Here is a 16,796-nt window from a genome sequence, read left to right as displayed (position 1 = left end):
AAAGGCTTAGATCCCGCAACAGGACGCTTCGGCGTCCTGTTTGTTTTTACAGTTTTTAGTCGAAAATTCCCCTTTCACAACAGCGATAAGGTTTAATTTTTCGAGACAGGCCGCATATTGTCACTAAGGTGTACGCCATCCCGTGGCTAACAAGGCATATTTTGCCAAGGGCATGTATTATTAACCAAGGTATTGTGAGTTTTATTGGTGTGAAAAGCGCCAGCTAAGACGACAAAAGTCAGACACATCAACAGGTCCTTCGTGGCCCAGAGGAAAAGTTTGAACGTTGTAACACAAGAGATTTTGCTAGAGCCTGAAGACAATCAGCGTTTGCTGAGCCTGTGCGGGCCGTTTGATGACAACATCAAGCAACTGGAGCGTCGGTTGGGCGTTGAAATCAACCGTCGTGATAACGCCTTTAAACTGGTAGGAAAAAGTCTGCCTGTGACCGCCGCGGTCAATATTCTGCGTGATTTATACGTCGATACCGCGCCGTTACGGGGAGAGATTCAGGATATCGATCCTGAGCAAATCCATCTGGCCATCAAAGAGAGCCGCGTGCTGGAGCAGACCGCCGAGAGCGTTCCTGACTACGGTAAAGCGGTGATCATCAAGACCAAGCGCGGCATGGTGAAGCCACGCACGCCAAATCAGGCGCAGTACATTGCCAACATTCTCGACCACGATATCACCTTTGGTATCGGGCCTGCGGGTACGGGTAAAACCTATCTCGCCGTGGCAGCAGCCGTCGATGCTCTTGAGCGTCAAGACGTGCGCCGCATTCTGCTGACCCGCCCTGCTGTTGAAGCCGGTGAGAAACTGGGCTTCCTGCCGGGTGACCTCAGCCAGAAAGTTGACCCTTATCTGCGCCCGCTGTATGACGCGCTGTTCGAAATGCTCGGCTTTGAGAAAGTCGAAAAGCTGATTGAGCGCAACGTGATTGAAGTCGCCCCGCTGGCTTACATGCGCGGTCGCACACTCAACGACGCCTTTATCATTTTGGATGAAAGCCAAAACACCTCGATTGAACAGATGAAAATGTTCCTGACGCGTATTGGTTTTAACTCCAAAGCCGTGATCACCGGAGACGTCACGCAGATTGACCTGCCGCGTCACCAGAAGTCTGGCCTGCGCCATGCTATCGAAGTGCTTTCGTCGGTTGATGAACTAAGTTTCAATTTCTTCCATAGCGAAGACGTGGTTCGTCATCCCGTGGTAGCCCGTATCGTGGTAGCCTATGAGGCTTGGGAAGAAGAAGATCAAAAACGTCGCGATGCCATTGCTGAACAACGTCGTCAGGAATCTCATCAGCCGTCGTCACAACAGGTTAATCAATGACTCAGGTTATTCTCGATTTGCAAATCGCGTGTGAAAACAGCGAGGGTTTACCCACGGAAAGTGATTTCCAAAAATGGCTGGACGTCGTCCTGCCACAGTTTCAGGAAGAGTCAGAAGTGACTATCCGTCTGGTAGATGAAGCGGAAAGTCACGAGCTGAATATGACTTATCGTGGTAAAGACAAATCGACCAACGTGTTATCCTTCCCGTTCGAAGCTCCGCCGGGTATGGAATTGCCTCTGCTGGGTGATCTGGTCATCTGCCGTCAGGTGGTTGAAAAAGAAGCGCAGGAGCAGCAAAAAGAACTGCTGGCGCATTGGGCGCATATGGTTGTTCACGGCAGTCTGCATCTGCTAGGGTATGACCACATCGTCGATGAAGAAGCCGAAGAAATGGAGTCCATCGAGATAGAAATTATGCAAAGTCTGGGTTATCCGGACCCGTATATTTTCATTGAAGATGACGCCAAAGACGACATTCGAGACTAGCGCTAACGCCTCCCCCATCGCCATAAACCTTGGGGGACCTCCGTTTTTGCTAGTCATTATTTCCCTTTATAAGAGTAAATTTAACCAAACGCCATGAGCGATGACCATTCACAAAATAGTGATAGCCCCAGTCCCAAGAAGGGCTTCTTTTCCCTTATTCTCAACCAGTTATTTCACGGCGAACCCAAAAACCGTGGCGATCTGGTCGAGCTGATCCGTGATTCCGAACAAAACGACCTGATCGATCCCGATACCCGTGACATGCTGGAAGGCGTGATGGATATCGCCGAGCAGCGCGTTCGTGACATCATGATCCCACGTTCGCAAATGATCACGCTTAAACGCAACCAACCGCTGGAAGAGTGTCTTGACGTCATTATTGAGTCAGCGCATTCACGCTTCCCAGTGATCAGCGAAGATAAGGACCACATTGAAGGCATCCTGATGGCCAAGGACCTGTTGCCGTTTATGCGCACAGAATCCGAACCCTTCAGCATTGATAAAGTATTGAGAACCGCCGTGGTGGTGCCGGAAAGCAAGCGCGTTGACCGCATGCTGAAGGAGTTCCGCTCACAGCGTTACCATATGGCTATCGTGGTCGACGAGTTCGGCGGCGTATCTGGCTTGGTGACCATCGAAGACATCCTTGAGCTTATCGTGGGTGAAATCGATGACGAGTATGACGAAGCGGAAGATTTGGATATTCGCCAACTCAGCCGCCACACCTATACCGTCCGCGCGCTGGCTCCTATCGAGGACTTCAACGAAGTCTTCCAGACCAGCTACAGCGACGATGAAGTCGATACCATTGGTGGCTTGGTAATGCAGTCCTTTGGTCATTTGCCCGCTCGTGGCGAAACCATTGAAATTGACGGTTACCTGTTCAAAGTTGCCATGGCCGACAGCCGACGTATTATTCAGGTTCACGTAAAAATACCGGACGACGCGCCGCAACCGATATTGGAAGAATAATTACTCCATGGCAATTGCCTCTTTATACCAACGCCAGCGGGTTCGCATCCTGCTGGCGCTCTTATTCGGTGCCTGTGGCACCCTTGCCTTCTCCCCTTACGATCACTGGCCTGCGGCACTGGTCTCCCTGTTTGGTTTATTCGCTCTAACGCTTGATCGCCGTCCGGCACAGGCCGCGTGGATAGGCTTCTTCTGGGGGATGGGTCTGTTTGGCAGCGGCGTAAACTGGGTGTATGTCAGCATCGCCACCTTTGGCGGCATGCCGGAAGCCATCAACCTATTTTTAGTGGTGCTGCTGGCCTGTTATCTGTCGCTTTACACCATGCTGTTCGCCGGTTTGCTGGCGCGGCTGTGGCCTAAAACCACGTGGTGGAAGCTGGCTCTGGCCGCCCCTGCCCTGTGGCAAATCACCGAGTTCCTGCGTGGCTGGGTGCTTACCGGCTTCCCATGGCTGCAATTTGGCTACAGCCAGATTGATGGCCCGCTGAAAGGTTTAGCGCCTATTGCCGGTGTCGACAGCATCACCCTGCTGCTGACCTCCATCAGCGGCTTGCTGGTTTACGCGGTCTATCAGCGCAAGGTTATTGCGGCGGTGGTAGCTTTAGCCTTACTGCTGCTGCCTCTGTCACTGCGCGGCGTGCATTGGTATCAGCCACAAGAGCAGAAGAAAGTCGACGTGGCGCTGGTGCAGGGCAACATCCCGCAGTCCATGAAGTGGGATCCGAAAGCCTTAGTCAGCGCGCTGCAAACCTATATGGACCTTAGTCGGCCTTATTTAGGGAAAGCGAAGATGATTATCTGGCCGGAATCAGCGATTTCGGACATTGAATCAGACCAGCAGCAGTTCCTGACCATGATGGATGACCTCTACCGTTCGCAAGGCTCCCAGCTGGTGACCGGCATCATTGATGCACGCCGCACCAGTCAGGATATGCACGTGTATAACAGTGCCATTGTGCTCGGCGGCGATAAGCCTTACCGCTACCCGGACAGCAACCGTTTTGATAAACACCATCTGGTGCCTTTCGGCGAATTTGTTCCGCTGGAGGCCATTTTGCGCCCATTAGCCCCCTTCTTTGACTTGCCAATGTCGGGTCTGAGCAGCGGCGACTATGTGCAGAAGCCATTGATGGTGAGCGGCATGAATCTGACCACTGCCATCTGCTATGAAATCGTCTTTGGCGAGCAGGTTCGGGATAACTTCCAGCCTGACACTGATTTCCTGCTGACTATCTCTAACGATGCGTGGTTCGGTCACTCAATCGGCCCGTGGCAGCACTTCCAGATGGCCCGCATGCGCGCCTTGGAATTGGGCCGCCCTCTGCTGCGTAGCACCAACAATGGTGTGACCGCGGCGGTTGACGCCAATGGCGATATGATTGCTGAATTGCCGCAATTTACGCGTCAGGTGCTGAATGTTGAAGTGACGCCAACCACCGGCATTACGCCTTATGCGCGCTTTGGCTGGTGGCCGACGTGGATCCTCACGCTGCTGCTGGCGGGCGTCTCGCTGTTCCTGAATCAGCGGCATAAGCGCCAATAACCCTTCGCAATATCTCCTCTACGGGTGCCAAACGGCGCCCGTTTTTTTTGCCGCTAATTCCCCTAAACAATCCATTCACTGGCACGTTTATTGCTTTATCTCTATGAAAGCTATCCTTTTACTTATTTTTGCTGAGGCAGTGCACCATAGTGGAACCAAACGTTTAAAAAACATACTCATACGCGGTGCATGAATGTTTTATTGCATTAATTTGGTGCGTGTCTCGTCTCAAAAAAGAAACATTGTGGTTTCATTATCTTCACATTCAGCTATTTTCGAAGCTGAGTAAGTTCGAATTGGCTATGAGCTTTACGATTCATAAGTGCTTCCTGATCCCTCGGTGTGGATCTTTAACGACAGCAAAGGAGTTGGACAATGCAAATGCGCAAATTGGCGTTATCGGTACTGCTGGCAGGCTTGGCAGCAAGTAGCGTAGCCCATGCAGAAGACCTGAACGGTACCCTGAAGAAAATCAAAGATAACGGCGTTATCGTCGTCGGTCACCGTGAGTCTTCTGTGCCATTTTCTTATTACGATAATAATCAAAAAGTGGTGGGTTACTCTCAGGACTACTCCAACGCCATCGTTGAAGCAGTAAAGAAAAAACTCAACTTGCCTAACCTGCAAGTCAAACTGATGCCTATCACTTCGCAAAACCGTATTCCACTGCTGCAAAACGGCACTTACGATTTTGAGTGTGGCTCAACCACCAACAACGCAGAGCGCCAGCAACAAGCGGCTTTCTCTGACACCATCTTCATCATCGGCACCCGTCTGCTGGTGAAAAAAGGCTCCGAAATTAAAGATTTCGATGACCTGAAAGGCAAAACCGTCGTAGTGACTTCAGGGACAACCTCTGAAATCCTGCTGAACAAGCTGAATGAAGAGAAGAAACTGGGCCTGCGCATTATCAGTGCGAAAGACCACGGTGACTCCTTCCGTACGCTGGAAACGGGCCGTGCTGTCGCCTTCATGATGGATGACGCCCTGCTGGCTGGCGAACGTGCTAAAGCTAAAAAGCCTGATGACTGGGTCATCGTAGGCACGCCTCAATCCAAAGAAGCTTACGGCTGTATGCTGCGTAAAGACGACGCTGGCTTTAAAACGCTGGTCGATGACACCATCGCGCAAACCCAAACTTCTGGCGAAGCTGCCAAATGGTTTGATAAGTGGTTCAAGCAGCCTATTCCTCCGAAAAACCTGAACATGAACTTCGAACTGTCAGACGACATGCAAGCTCTGTTCAAAGCGCCTAACGACAAAGCGCTGTAAGTTTCGTAGTCAGATAATAAGACAGACGGGAAGACCCCAACGTGATTGCAGTGCAATTGCCGAGGGGAAATAAAGGGCTGGCCCACCAGCCTTGTGATGACAGCCTGCAAAGGCAGCAAGACCGGAATGCGGGGTGGTCGTTCCCCACCTCGCATTTTTGCGTCAATCAGCATGGGATTGGTTCGTCATCACTCAGTAGGGTTGCGTTCACGCGCATTATGGAGTTTTTATGTCTATAGATTGGAACTGGGGCATTTTTCTGCAACAAGCCCCCTTCGGGAATACCACTTATCTTGGCTGGATTTGGAATGGATTTCAGGTCACCGTCGCACTGTCAGTGTGCGCCTGGATTATCGCTTTCTTTGTCGGCTCTCTGTTCGGTATCTTGCGTACCGTCCCCAACCGTTTTCTCTCGGGTATCGGCACCTGCTACGTTGAGCTGTTCCGTAACGTACCGCTGATTGTCCAATTCTTTACGTGGTATCTGGTGGTGCCAGAACTGCTGCCGGAAAGCATTGGCACATGGTTTAAATCAGAACTTCCGCCGAACGTGCAATTCTTCTCCTCATCCGTTATCTGCCTCGGGTTGTTCACCGCAGCGCGTGTCTGTGAGCAGGTTCGTGCTGCAATTCAGTCTCTGCCTCGCGGCCAGCGCAACGCCGGTTTGGCCATGGGCCTGACCCTGCCGCAAACCTATCGTTATGTGCTGCTGCCGAATGCTTATCGCGTGATTGTTCCGCCAATGACCTCTGAGATGGTCAACTTGGTGAAGAACTCCGCAATCGCTTCCACCATTGGTTTGGTGGATATGGCGGCACAAGCTGGGAAACTGCTGGATTACTCCGCGCACGCTTATGAGTCATTTACTGCCATTACTGTTGCCTACGTGCTCATCAATGCAGTGATCATGCTGCTGATGCATTTTGTAGAACGCAAAGTCCGCCTGCCGGGCAACATGGGAGGTAAATAATCATGCATGAATTCGACTGGAGTTCTATCGGCCCCGGCCTGCCTTACTTATGGCAAGGCATGCTGGTCACGCTGGAAATCACCGCCATTGCTATCGTGGTGGGTATTCTGTGGGGCACGCTGCTGGCGGTAATGCGCCTATCATCGTTCAAACCGATCAGCTGGTTCGCCACCGCCTACGTGAACATTTTCCGCGCCATTCCATTGGTGATGGTGCTGTTGTGGTTCTACCTGATTGTGCCAAGCTTCCTGCAAAAGGTGCTGGGCCTGTCACCTAAAACCGACATTCGTTTGATTTCAGCGATGGTGGCTTTCGCCCTGTTCGAAGCGGCCTATTACTCTGAAATTATTCGTGCAGGGATAATCAGTATCGCTCGCGGCCAATCCTCCGCCGCGCTGGCCTTGGGGATGACCCAATGGCAAGCCATGAAGCTGGTTATTCTGCCGCAGGCATTCCGCGCGATGGTGCCACTGTTGCTGACTCAGGCGATTGTATTGTTCCAAGATACTTCGCTGGTGTACGTGCTCGGTCTGGCGGACTTCTTCCGCAGCGCCTCTAACATCGGCGACCGCGACGGTACCTTAGTCGAAATGGTGCTGTTCGCCGGCGCTATCTATTTTGTTATCAGCCTTTCCGCTTCCTTGCTGGTGCGTTATTTGAAGAAAAGGACAGTTTCATGATTTCACTGAAGAATGTTTCTAAATGGTATGGTCACTTCCAGGTGCTGACCGATTGCAGCACCGACGTTAAAAAAGGTGAAGTTGTGGTGGTGTGCGGTCCTTCAGGTTCAGGTAAGTCAACGCTTATCAAAACCGTGAACGGGCTTGAGCCCGTGCAGAAAGGTGACATTCTGGTCAACGGTACGCCGGTCAATGACAAGAAAACCAATCTCGCGCAGCTGCGTGCCAAAGTCGGCATGGTGTTCCAGCATTTCGAGCTGTTCCCGCATCTGTCTATCATCGACAACCTGACTCTGGCGCAGGTCAAAGTCTTGAAGCGTGACAAAGCCGCGGCGAAAGACAAAGGCCTGAAACTGCTGGATCGCGTCGGGTTATCGGCTCACGCCAATAAATTCCCCGGCCAGCTTTCTGGCGGCCAGCAGCAGCGCGTGGCTATCGCCCGTGCACTGTGTATGGACCCGATTGCCATGCTGTTTGATGAGCCAACCTCAGCCCTTGACCCAGAGATGATCAACGAAGTGCTGGACGTGATGGTTGAACTGGCGAACGAAGGCATGACCATGATGGTGGTGACCCATGAAATGGGCTTTGCCCGCAAAGTGGCAAACCGCGTAATTTTCATGGATGAAGGCAAAATCGTTGAAGATCGCAATAAAGACGATTTCTTCAACAATCCAGAATCTGACCGTGCGCGCGACTTCTTAGCGAAGATCCTCCACTAATCAGATCTGCTTTTCGCTTTTAACAAACCGCCAGCCCCATGCTGGCGGTTTTTGTTTATGTAGCTTTATGCAGATGAGAGATTAAGGCTCAAACGCCTTGCGGGTGAACTCGGTGCCATTGCATTTCGGGCACTTGCTCAGTACTTCTGGGGTATAAACCGCCAGCGTAAAGTGGCAGTTTTCACAAACCAGATTGCCCAGCCCGACCACTTCACCACTGTGATACACCCCGTGGTGATTGACGTCCTTGAACACCTCTTTCCATTCAAGCTGGGTTTTGTCGGTCATGTCCGCCAGCTCTTTCCACAGGCTCTCTTTAATGATGCGCATGAAGACGCTGTCTTCCTCGGTGTCTTCGACTGCGGCGACCTGCCGGTTTTCCGTGTAGCTGCGGGCAAATTCGCGCAAATCGCGACGAACAGAGTAGGTTAATTGCTCAATTTGCAAATCGGTCAGCTTGCCTTCTCTTTGCAACGTTTCGCGAGCATCCTGAACCAAAGCATCCACATCCCTTTCGCCATTTTGCAAACGCTCGGTTAACGAGCTGACTAACTGGCGATAATACTGTGCGACATTGTTCATAATTTCCCCTAAGTCAAAGCGACGTGAACGAACATTCAGTCATGAGCCATGTCACTTATTTTAGTCGTAAATCACTGATCCGGTACGGACAATATCCCGAGATGCCTCGCACTTTGAGAATATTCACCCTGCAACATGCAGAAATCCCCACTGACGACGCGCTTGGTGTTGTTGCCTCAGGCGCTTATCAGCTATGCTATGCGGATCTTTTGATTAAAACTATTTGAGCTACAGGCGTAGCTGTTTTCACTCACAGGACCACCGGCCGCCATGCAAGAGCAATACCGCCCAGAAGAAATAGAGTCACACGTTCAGCTTCACTGGCAAGAGAAGCAGACCTTTAAAGTTACCGAGCAGCCTGGCAAAGAGAAGTACTACTGTCTCTCCATGTTGCCATACCCGTCCGGCCGCCTACATATGGGCCACGTGCGTAACTACACCATCGGTGACGTGATCTCCCGCTACCAGCGTATGCTGGGTAAAAACGTTCTACAACCAATTGGTTGGGACGCATTTGGGCTACCGGCGGAAGGCGCTGCGGTAAAAAACAATACTGCACCGGCTCCGTGGACCTACGAAAACATCGAATACATGAAGAACCAGCTAAAACTGCTGGGCTTCGGCTATGACTGGGATCGCGAACTGGCGACCTGCCAGCCTGACTACTACCGTTGGGAACAGTGGTTCTTCACCAAGCTGTACGAAAAAGGTTTGGTCTATAAGAAGACTTCTGCCGTTAACTGGTGCCCGCACGACCTAACCGTTTTGGCTAACGAACAGGTTATCGACGGCTGCTGCTGGCGTTGTGATACCAAGGTGGAACGCAAAGAAATTCCACAGTGGTTCATTAAAATCACGGCCTATGCCGACCAACTGCTTAACGATTTGGATACGCTGGAAAGCTGGCCTGAGCAGGTCAAAACCATGCAGCGTAACTGGATTGGCCGCTCTGAAGGCGTTGAGATCACCTTCGACGTCGAAAACAGTGAAGAGAAAGCCACCGTGTACACCACGCGTCCTGACACCTTCCTGGGCGCGACCTACGTTGCGGTTGCAGCAGGTCACCCACTCTCTTTACAAGCTGCGGCAACTAACCCTGCCTTGGCTGATTTCATCGACGAATGCCGCAATACCAAAGTTGCCGAAGCAGAAATGGCGACCATGGAAAAACGCGGCATGGACACCGGCCTGTTTGCTATTCACCCGCTGACTGGCAAGAAAGTGGCCATCTGGGTCGCTAACTTCGTCTTGATGGAATACGGCACTGGCGCCGTGATGGCGGTTCCGGGCCACGACCAGCGTGACTGGGAGTTCGCAACCAAATACAACCTGCCAATCGTGCCCGTTATCCTTAACGCCGACGGCACAGAGCCAAACGTCACTGCCGAAGCGCTGACTGAAAAAGGCACCTTGTATAACTCAGGTGAGTTTGACGGTCTGAGCCACGAAGCAGGCTTCAATGCCATCGCCGATAAGCTGGTTGCTTTAGGCGTGGGCGAGCGCAAGGTGAACTATCGCCTGCGTGACTGGGGTGTTTCACGCCAGCGCTATTGGGGTGCACCAATCCCAATGATCACGCTGGAAGATGGTACTGTGATCCCAACGCCAGAAGACCAACTGCCGGTTATTCTGCCGGAAGACGTGGTCATGGACGGCATCACCAGCCCAATCAAAGCTGACCCAGAGTGGGCAAAAACCACGGTCAACGGCGTGCCGGGCCTGCGCGAAACCGACACCTTTGATACCTTTATGGAGTCCTCTTGGTACTACGCGCGCTACACCTGCCCGCAGTATGACCAAGGCATGCTGGACCCGGCTGCGGCTAACTACTGGCTGCCAGTGGACCAATATGTGGGCGGCATCGAACACGCCATCATGCACCTGATGTACTTCCGCTTCTTCCACAAACTGATGCGCGACGCCGGTCTGGTCAACTCTGACGAACCGGCTAAACGCCTGCTGTGCCAAGGCATGGTGCTGGCTGATGCCTTCTACTACACCGGCAATGGCGGCGAGCGCGTTTGGGTTTCTCCGGTAGATGCTACCGTTGAGCGCGACGAGAAAGGCCGCATTGTTAAAGCCACTGATCCACAAGGTCGCGAGCTGGTTTACGCTGGCATGAGCAAGATGTCCAAGTCTAAAAACAACGGCATCGACCCTCAGGTGATGGTTGAGAAGTACGGCGCGGACACCGTTCGTCTGTTCATGATGTTTGCTTCTCCAGCAGAAATGACGCTGGAATGGCAAGAATCCGGCGTTGAAGGGGCAAACCGCTTCCTGAAACGTGTCTGGAAACTGGCCTTCGAACACACGCAAAAAGGCGCGACCGTGGCTCTGGACGCTGCTTCACTGACTGAAGCGCAGAAAGATTTGCGCCGCGACCTGCACAAAACCATCGCCAAAGTGACCGATGATATCGGCCGCCGCCAGACCTTCAACACCGCGATTGCTGCCGTGATGGAGTTGATGAACAAGCTGGGGCGTGCGCCGCAAGAGAGCGAGCAAGACCGCGCGCTGCTGCAAGAAGCGCTGCTGGCCGTGGTGCGTATGCTCTATCCATTCACCCCACACGTGTGCTTCAGCCTTTGGCAGACATTGGGCGGTGAAGGTGATGTTGATACTGCGCCTTGGCCACAAGCTGATGAGCAAGCTATGGTTGAAGACTCTAAACTGGTGGTTGTGCAAGTTAACGGCAAAGTGCGTGGCAAAATTACCGTTGCTGCGGATGCTACCGAAGAGCAAGTACGCGAGCGTGCTGCACAAGAACATCTGGTCGCTAAATATCTGGATGGCGTGACTGTGCGTAAAGTCATCTACGTTCCAGGCAAACTGCTTAACCTGGTTGTAGGTTGAGTCAAGGAGGGGTTGTGCGACATCGTATACTGATGCTGTTATTGGGTGCTGTAGTTCTGGTGACGTCGGGTTGTGGTTTCCACCTACGCGGTACCACTGACGTGCCGGAAGAGATGAAAACCATCACGCTCGACAGTGGTGACCCGTATGGGCCGCTGGCGCGTGATGTCCGTACGCAATTGCGTCTGAACAATGTCACCATTGTGGAAGATTCAAAACGTCAGGATATCCCATCTCTGCGCTTACTGGGGGAACAAATCTATCAGGCAACTGCCTCCATCTTCCAGGATGGCCGTACCGCTGAGTACCAAATGCAGATGACTGTTAATGCGCAGGTGCTGTTGCCAGGAAAGGATATCTATCCTATCCGCGTGACCGTATTCCGTGCATTCTTCGACAACCCGTTGACGGCGCTGGCGAAGGATAACGAGCAAGACATCATTATCAGCGAAATGCGTACGCAGGCTTCTCAGCAGCTGATCCGTAAACTGTTGACCGTCCACGCTTCTGAAAAAGAGAAGCAGGCCGAGACAGTGAAAGATGCAACGCCGGTGGTTATCACAACCCAATCTGCGGCAGAAGAGATGAAAAAGCAGGATGCGGAAAATGCAGCAGGCCGCGACATGTTCGCGCCTAAGCCGGTCAGTTCTACGGCTCCATGATTCGACTCTATCCTGAACAACTTGCCGCGCAGCTCCGAGAGGGGCTGCGCACTTGTTATTTATTATGTGGAAACGATCCGCTGCTGCTCCAGGAAAGTCAGGACAGCATTCGCAAAGCAGCCCAAGCGGCGGCTTTCGAAGAACACTACACCTTTACCCTTGATGCCCATACCGAGTGGGATGCTATCTTCAGCATCTGCCAGGCATTGAGTCTGTTCGCTTCGCGCCAAACCCTGTTACTTATCCTGCCAGAGAATGGTCCACCCGCGCCGATGGGTGAGCAACTGGTGAAACTCACCCAGCTGCTGCACGACGATATTCTGCTGGTACTGCGCGGAACAAAGCTCACCAAAGCCCAAGAAAACAGCGCATGGTTTAAAGCCCTGAGCGATCGCGGCGTATTTGTCAGCTGCCAGACGCCAGAACAAGCACAGCTGCCGCGCTGGGTGGCAAAGCGCGCCAAAGAGTTATCCCTCGAGCTTGATGAGCCAGCCAACCAGCTGCTCTGCTATTGCTACGAAGGGAATCTGTTGGCCTTGGCCCAGTCTCTCGAGCGCCTCTCCCTGCTCTACCCCGACGGTAAACTGACCCTGTTGCGAGTAGAAGAAGCGGTTTACGACGCCGCGCACTTCACGCCGTTCCATTGGCTGGACGCGCTGTTGGCCGGTAAAAGCAAACGCGCGTGGCACATTCTGCGCCAGCTCCAGCAAGAAGATAGCGAGCCGGTTATCCTGCTGCGCACCTTGCAGCGCGAACTGCTGATGCTGCTGACGCTGAAAAGAAAGATGGACACCACGCCGCTGCGCGCCCTGTTCGACCAATATAAAGTGTGGCAAAACCGCCGAACCTTGGTGACACAGGCTCTGCAAAGACTCTCTTTGCGCCAGCTGCAACAGGCGGTTCATTTGCTGACAAAAATGGAAATCACGCTGAAACAGGACTACGGTCAATCCATCTGGCCTGAGCTTGAAAGCCTGTCGATGCTGCTTTGCGGCAAGCCGTTGCCAGAGAGCTTTATCGACCTCGGCCAGTGATCAACCAGGAAGGTATTTTGATGACCCACGACACCTCGTCTCGCGACTCCCTGTTGGCGCTGTTTGGCGGCACGTTCGATCCTATTCACTACGGGCATCTCAAACCGGTTGAGCAATTGGCGAAAGAAGCCCATTTGGACCGCGTGGTGCTACTGCCTAATAATGTCCCGCCGCATCGCCCACAGCCAGAGGCCACGGCCCAGCAGCGCCTGAAAATGGTTGAGCTGGCGGTGCAGGGAAATCCGCTGTTTTCGGTCGACGATCGTGAGCTAAAAGTAGACACACCTTCCTACAGCATCGTGACACTTGAAACGTTACGTAAAGAGTATGGCGCTGACCGCCCGCTGGCGTTTATCATCGGCCAAGATTCTTTGCTGACCCTGCACAAGTGGCATCGCTGGGAAGATTTACTGCGCGTTTGTCACCTGCTGGTGATGGCAAGACCGGGTTACGCTGAACGTCTGGATACGCCTGAGTTACAACGTTGGTATGACCAACACCACGTCGAGGATGCGGCGAAACTCAAACAGCGGCCGCACGGATTCATTTATCAGGCGAATACCCCGCTGCTGGATATTTCGGCGACTGAAATTCGCCAGCGTCGGCACGAGGGGAAAAGTTTCGCCGATTTAGTGCCGGACGCCGTTGAGCGCTATATTGAGTCAAATAGTCTTTACACTAAATGATTTGAGCCACAGTAAGGTGGGTTTATATCACCCGTGGGTAACGCGTGGTATACTGCGCCGCTTAATTTCGGCTTGCGGTATAGCTGTGGCGATAACGAACGTAATCAATTGATTCATCGTGTTTTTTCGGCATTAACTCCGTATTTCGACATACACTCTTTTTTGAAAGCCCTCTCCTGCACGCAGCGTTTGCGCTCATGCAGCAGAAGGTTTTCATCAAGCTAACCCGTTTCAACATCCCCAGGGGGAACCTTTGCAAGGTAAAGCGCTCCAAGATTTTGTTATCGATAAAGTCGATGACCTGAAAGCACAAGACATCGTTGCCATTGATGTTATCGGTAAATCCAGCATTACTGACTGCATGATCATCTGTACCGGCACTTCCAGCCGTCACGTGATGTCTATTGCAGGGCATCTGGTAGAAGAAGTGAAAGCCGCTGGCTTAGACGCCATGGGCGTTAAAGGCATCAATGAAGCGGATTGGGTTGTTGTCGACCTGGGTGAAGTGATTGTTCACGTCATGCAGGAAGAGAGCCGCCAGCTGTATGAGCTTGAGAAACTCTGGGCTTAATTCGTGAAACTGCAACTCGTCGCTGTCGGAACCAAAATGCCCGACTGGGTTCAGACCGGTTTTAACGATTATCTCAACCGTTTCCCTAAAGACATGCCTTTTGAACTGGTCGAAGTACCGGCCGGCAAAAGGGGCAAAAATGCCGACATCAAACGCATTCTTGAAAAAGAAGGCGAGCAGATGCTGGCGGCGGTCGGGAAAGGCAACAGGATTGTGACGCTGGATATTCCGGGCACGCCCTGGGAAACCCCAACGCTTGCCCAACAACTGGAGCGCTGGAAGCAGGATGGCCGCAACGTCAGCCTGTTGATTGGCGGCCCTGAAGGGCTAGCACCTGCGTGTAAAGCCGCAGCCGAGCAGAGCTGGTCGCTCTCTCCGCTGACCCTGCCCCATCCGTTAGTTCGGGTGTTGGTAGCGGAAAGCCTTTATCGTGCATGGAGTATCACCACAAATCATCCATACCACCGGGAATAATCGGTTGGTGAATGTCAGCAACATGAATTAAGTAGTGGGATGAAAATAGATCGTAACCCTTTTCGCGACTATACGGCTGAATCAGCCCTCTTTGTGCGCCGTGCACTGGTGGCGTTCACAGGTATTCTGCTACTCAGCGGTGTGCTGGCATTCAATCTGTACAACTTACAGATTGTCCGCTTTCAGGATTACCAAACCCGCTCCAACGATAACCGCATCAAACTGGTCCCAATAGCGCCGAGCCGTGGCATCATTTATGACCGCAACGGCACGCCTCTGGCGCTGAACCGCACCATTTACCAGCTCGAACTGGTACCGGAAAAAGTCGACAACCTCGCGGCCATCCTCGAAGGTTTGAAGCCTATTGTCGATTTAACTCCCGAAGATATTGAAAACTTTCAAAAAGAGCGCAAACGTTCGCGCCGCTTTACCTCTATTCCAGTAAAAACCGCCCTGACCGAAGTTCAGGTGGCGCGCTTTGCCGTAAACCAATTCAATTTCCCCGGCGTTGAAGTCAAAGGCTATCAGCGCCGCTATTACCCTTATGGCTCAGCCCTCACCCACGTGATTGGCTACGTCTCGAAAATCAACGACCGTGACGTCGAGCGTCTGGACAAAGACGGTATATTGGCCAACTACGCCGCCACGCACGACATCGGCAAGCTGGGCATCGAGCGCTATTACGAAGACACGCTGCACGGCAAAACTGGCTATGAAGAAGTCGAAGTGAACAACCGCGGGCGGGTGATTCGCCAGTTGCACGAAGAGCCGCCGCAGGCGGGTAAAGACATCTACCTGACCATAGATCTCGCCCTGCAAACCTATATTGAAGAGTTGCTGACCGGCAGCCGCTCCGCCGTGGTGGTGTCAGACCCGCGCGACGGCAGCATTCGCGCGCTGGTTTCCAACCCGAGCTATGACCCTAACCTGTTTGTCGACGGCATCTCGAGCAAGGACTACAGCGGCCTGTTGAATGACCCGAACAAGCCGCTGATCAACCGTGCGACGCAGGGGGTTTACCCACCGGCCTCGACGGTAAAACCTTATATTGCAGTTTCGGCCCTGACCGCCGGCGTCATTACCAAAGCGACCTCGCTGTTTGACCCAGGCTGGTGGCAGCTGCCGGGCTCTGACAAACGCTACCGCGACTGGAAACACTGGGGCCACGGCCGCCTTAACGTCACCAAATCACTGGAAGAGTCGGCGGATACCTTCTTCTACCAAGTGGCTTACGACATGGGCATTGACCGCCTGTCGGAGTGGATGGGCAAATTCGGCTACGGTCAGTATTCCGGCATCGACTTGTCCGAAGAGCGCAACGGCAACATGCCGAGCCGCGACTGGAAATTTAAACGCTTCAAAAAGCCTTGGTATCAGGGTGACACCATTCCGGTCGGCATCGGCCAAGGCTACTGGACGGCGACGCCGATTCAGATCATGAAAGCCATGACCACGCTTATCAATGACGGCACGGTGAAAACTCCGCACTTGCTGCTGAGCACTAAAATTGACGGCAAGCTGGTGCCTTACCAGCAGCAGGAAACCACCCAGATTGGTGATGTGCATTCAGGTTATTGGGAAATCGCCAAAGACGGGATGTACGGCGTGGCAAACCGCCCGAACGGCACCGCTCGTAAGAGTTTCGCCGACGCGCCTTACAAAGCCGCAGCCAAATCCGGTACAGCACAAGTTTACGGTTTGAAAGCCAATGAAATCTATAACGCGAATAAGATATCCGAACATCTTCGCGACCATAAATTAATGACCGCCTTTGCGCCATTCAATGACCCGACGGTAGCCGTCGCGGTGATCCTTGAAAATGGTGGCGCCGGTCCGGCCGTGGGTACCATTACCCGCCAGATACTCGACCATATTTTGTTGGGCGATAATACGACACAATTACCGGCTGAAGCGCCAGCTCCGCCCGGAATCGAAGGTGATTAACCGAA

At 52.8% G+C, this 16,796-nt stretch carries 16 protein-coding genes; 15 read left to right on the top strand and 1 reads right to left on the bottom strand.

Features of this window, described 5'->3' with window-relative positions; translation table 11 throughout:
* Positions 1 to 261 precede the first annotated feature (261 nt).
* From GEAM_RS03660 to GEAM_RS03625, 8 genes are all read left to right on the top strand, one after another.
* Positions 262 to 1,338 (top strand): PhoH family protein, encoded by a 1,077-nt coding sequence (locus GEAM_RS03660; RefSeq protein ID WP_128124561.1) that lies wholly within the window; start codon positions 262 to 264, stop codon positions 1,336 to 1,338.
* Entirely contained in the window at positions 1,335 to 1,826 is a 492-nt protein-coding gene (gene ybeY / locus GEAM_RS03655) for an rRNA maturation RNase YbeY (protein ID WP_034788375.1), read from the top strand. The genes GEAM_RS03660 and ybeY overlap by 4 nt, the downstream gene beginning before the upstream one ends.
* Before the next feature lie 93 nt (positions 1,827 to 1,919).
* Entirely contained in the window at positions 1,920 to 2,798 is an 879-nt protein-coding gene (gene corC / locus GEAM_RS03650) for a CNNM family magnesium/cobalt transport protein CorC (protein WP_034788374.1), read from the top strand.
* 7 nt (positions 2,799 to 2,805) lie between these two features.
* Positions 2,806 to 4,341, top strand: coding sequence for an apolipoprotein N-acyltransferase (gene lnt / locus GEAM_RS03645; RefSeq protein ID WP_034788373.1), 1,536 nt, complete (start codon positions 2,806 to 2,808; stop codon positions 4,339 to 4,341).
* A 375-nt stretch (positions 4,342 to 4,716) separates the two neighbouring features.
* Entirely contained in the window at positions 4,717 to 5,613 is an 897-nt protein-coding gene (locus tag GEAM_RS03640) for an amino acid ABC transporter substrate-binding protein (RefSeq protein ID WP_034788372.1), read from the top strand.
* A gap of 229 nt (positions 5,614 to 5,842) precedes the next feature.
* Entirely contained in the window at positions 5,843 to 6,583 is a 741-nt protein-coding gene (locus tag GEAM_RS03635; RefSeq protein WP_034788370.1) for an amino acid ABC transporter permease, read from the top strand.
* Positions 6,584 to 6,585: 2 nt separating this feature from the next.
* A complete protein-coding gene (gene gltK, locus GEAM_RS03630; protein ID WP_034788369.1) occupies positions 6,586 to 7,263 on the top strand; it encodes a glutamate/aspartate ABC transporter permease GltK in 678 nt (225 codons plus the stop codon).
* Positions 7,260 to 7,985: an amino acid ABC transporter ATP-binding protein gene (locus tag GEAM_RS03625; protein ID WP_034788368.1), complete on the top strand. Its 726-nt coding sequence runs from the start codon at positions 7,260 to 7,262 to the stop codon at positions 7,983 to 7,985. Before gltK ends, GEAM_RS03625 begins: the two co-directional genes overlap by 4 nt.
* 81 nt (positions 7,986 to 8,066) lie before the next feature.
* On the opposite strand, the gene GEAM_RS03620 is transcribed toward GEAM_RS03625, so the two are convergent.
* Positions 8,067 to 8,567: a zinc ribbon-containing protein gene (locus tag GEAM_RS03620; RefSeq protein ID WP_034788366.1), complete on the bottom strand. Its 501-nt coding sequence runs from the start codon at positions 8,565 to 8,567 to the stop codon at positions 8,067 to 8,069.
* Positions 8,568 to 8,837: 270 nt separating this feature from the next.
* Here GEAM_RS03620 and leuS point away from each other — a divergent pair, with 270 nt between their 5' ends.
* From leuS to mrdA, 7 genes are all read left to right on the top strand, one after another.
* Positions 8,838 to 11,420, top strand: coding sequence for a leucine--tRNA ligase (gene leuS, locus GEAM_RS03615; protein ID WP_034788364.1), 2,583 nt, complete (start codon positions 8,838 to 8,840; stop codon positions 11,418 to 11,420).
* A 14-nt stretch (positions 11,421 to 11,434) separates the two neighbouring features.
* Entirely contained in the window at positions 11,435 to 12,082 is a 648-nt protein-coding gene (gene lptE / locus GEAM_RS03610) for an LPS assembly lipoprotein LptE (protein WP_084674047.1), read from the top strand.
* Complete coding sequence (gene holA / locus GEAM_RS03605) at positions 12,079 to 13,116, top strand: DNA polymerase III subunit delta (RefSeq protein ID WP_034788363.1); 1,038 nt, start codon at positions 12,079 to 12,081, stop codon at positions 13,114 to 13,116. Before lptE ends, holA begins: the two co-directional genes overlap by 4 nt.
* 20 nt (positions 13,117 to 13,136) lie before the next feature.
* Complete coding sequence (gene nadD, locus GEAM_RS03600) at positions 13,137 to 13,802, top strand: nicotinate-nucleotide adenylyltransferase (RefSeq protein ID WP_034788362.1); 666 nt, start codon at positions 13,137 to 13,139, stop codon at positions 13,800 to 13,802.
* 253 nt (positions 13,803 to 14,055) lie between these two features.
* Positions 14,056 to 14,373 carry a ribosome silencing factor gene (gene rsfS / locus GEAM_RS03595; protein WP_034788361.1) on the top strand — a complete coding sequence of 106 codons (318 nt, stop codon included), beginning with the start codon at positions 14,056 to 14,058 and terminating at the stop codon, positions 14,371 to 14,373.
* Positions 14,374 to 14,376: 3 nt separating this feature from the next.
* On the top strand, positions 14,377 to 14,847 hold the full coding sequence (gene rlmH, locus GEAM_RS03590; protein WP_034788360.1) for a 23S rRNA (pseudouridine(1915)-N(3))-methyltransferase RlmH: 471 nt from the start codon (positions 14,377 to 14,379) through the stop codon (positions 14,845 to 14,847).
* Positions 14,848 to 14,886: 39 nt separating this feature from the next.
* Positions 14,887 to 16,791 (top strand): peptidoglycan DD-transpeptidase MrdA, encoded by a 1,905-nt coding sequence (gene mrdA / locus GEAM_RS03585; RefSeq protein ID WP_034788359.1) that lies wholly within the window; start codon positions 14,887 to 14,889, stop codon positions 16,789 to 16,791.
* The last annotated feature ends 5 nt before the right edge of the window (positions 16,792 to 16,796 follow it).

Origin of the sequence: Ewingella americana ATCC 33852, assembly GCF_000735345.1 — a bacterium.
Lineage (GTDB): Bacteria > Pseudomonadota > Gammaproteobacteria > Enterobacterales > Enterobacteriaceae > Ewingella > Ewingella americana.
Note: the sequence above shows the minus strand (reverse complement) of the source record. Positions and strands in the feature narration are given on the sequence as shown.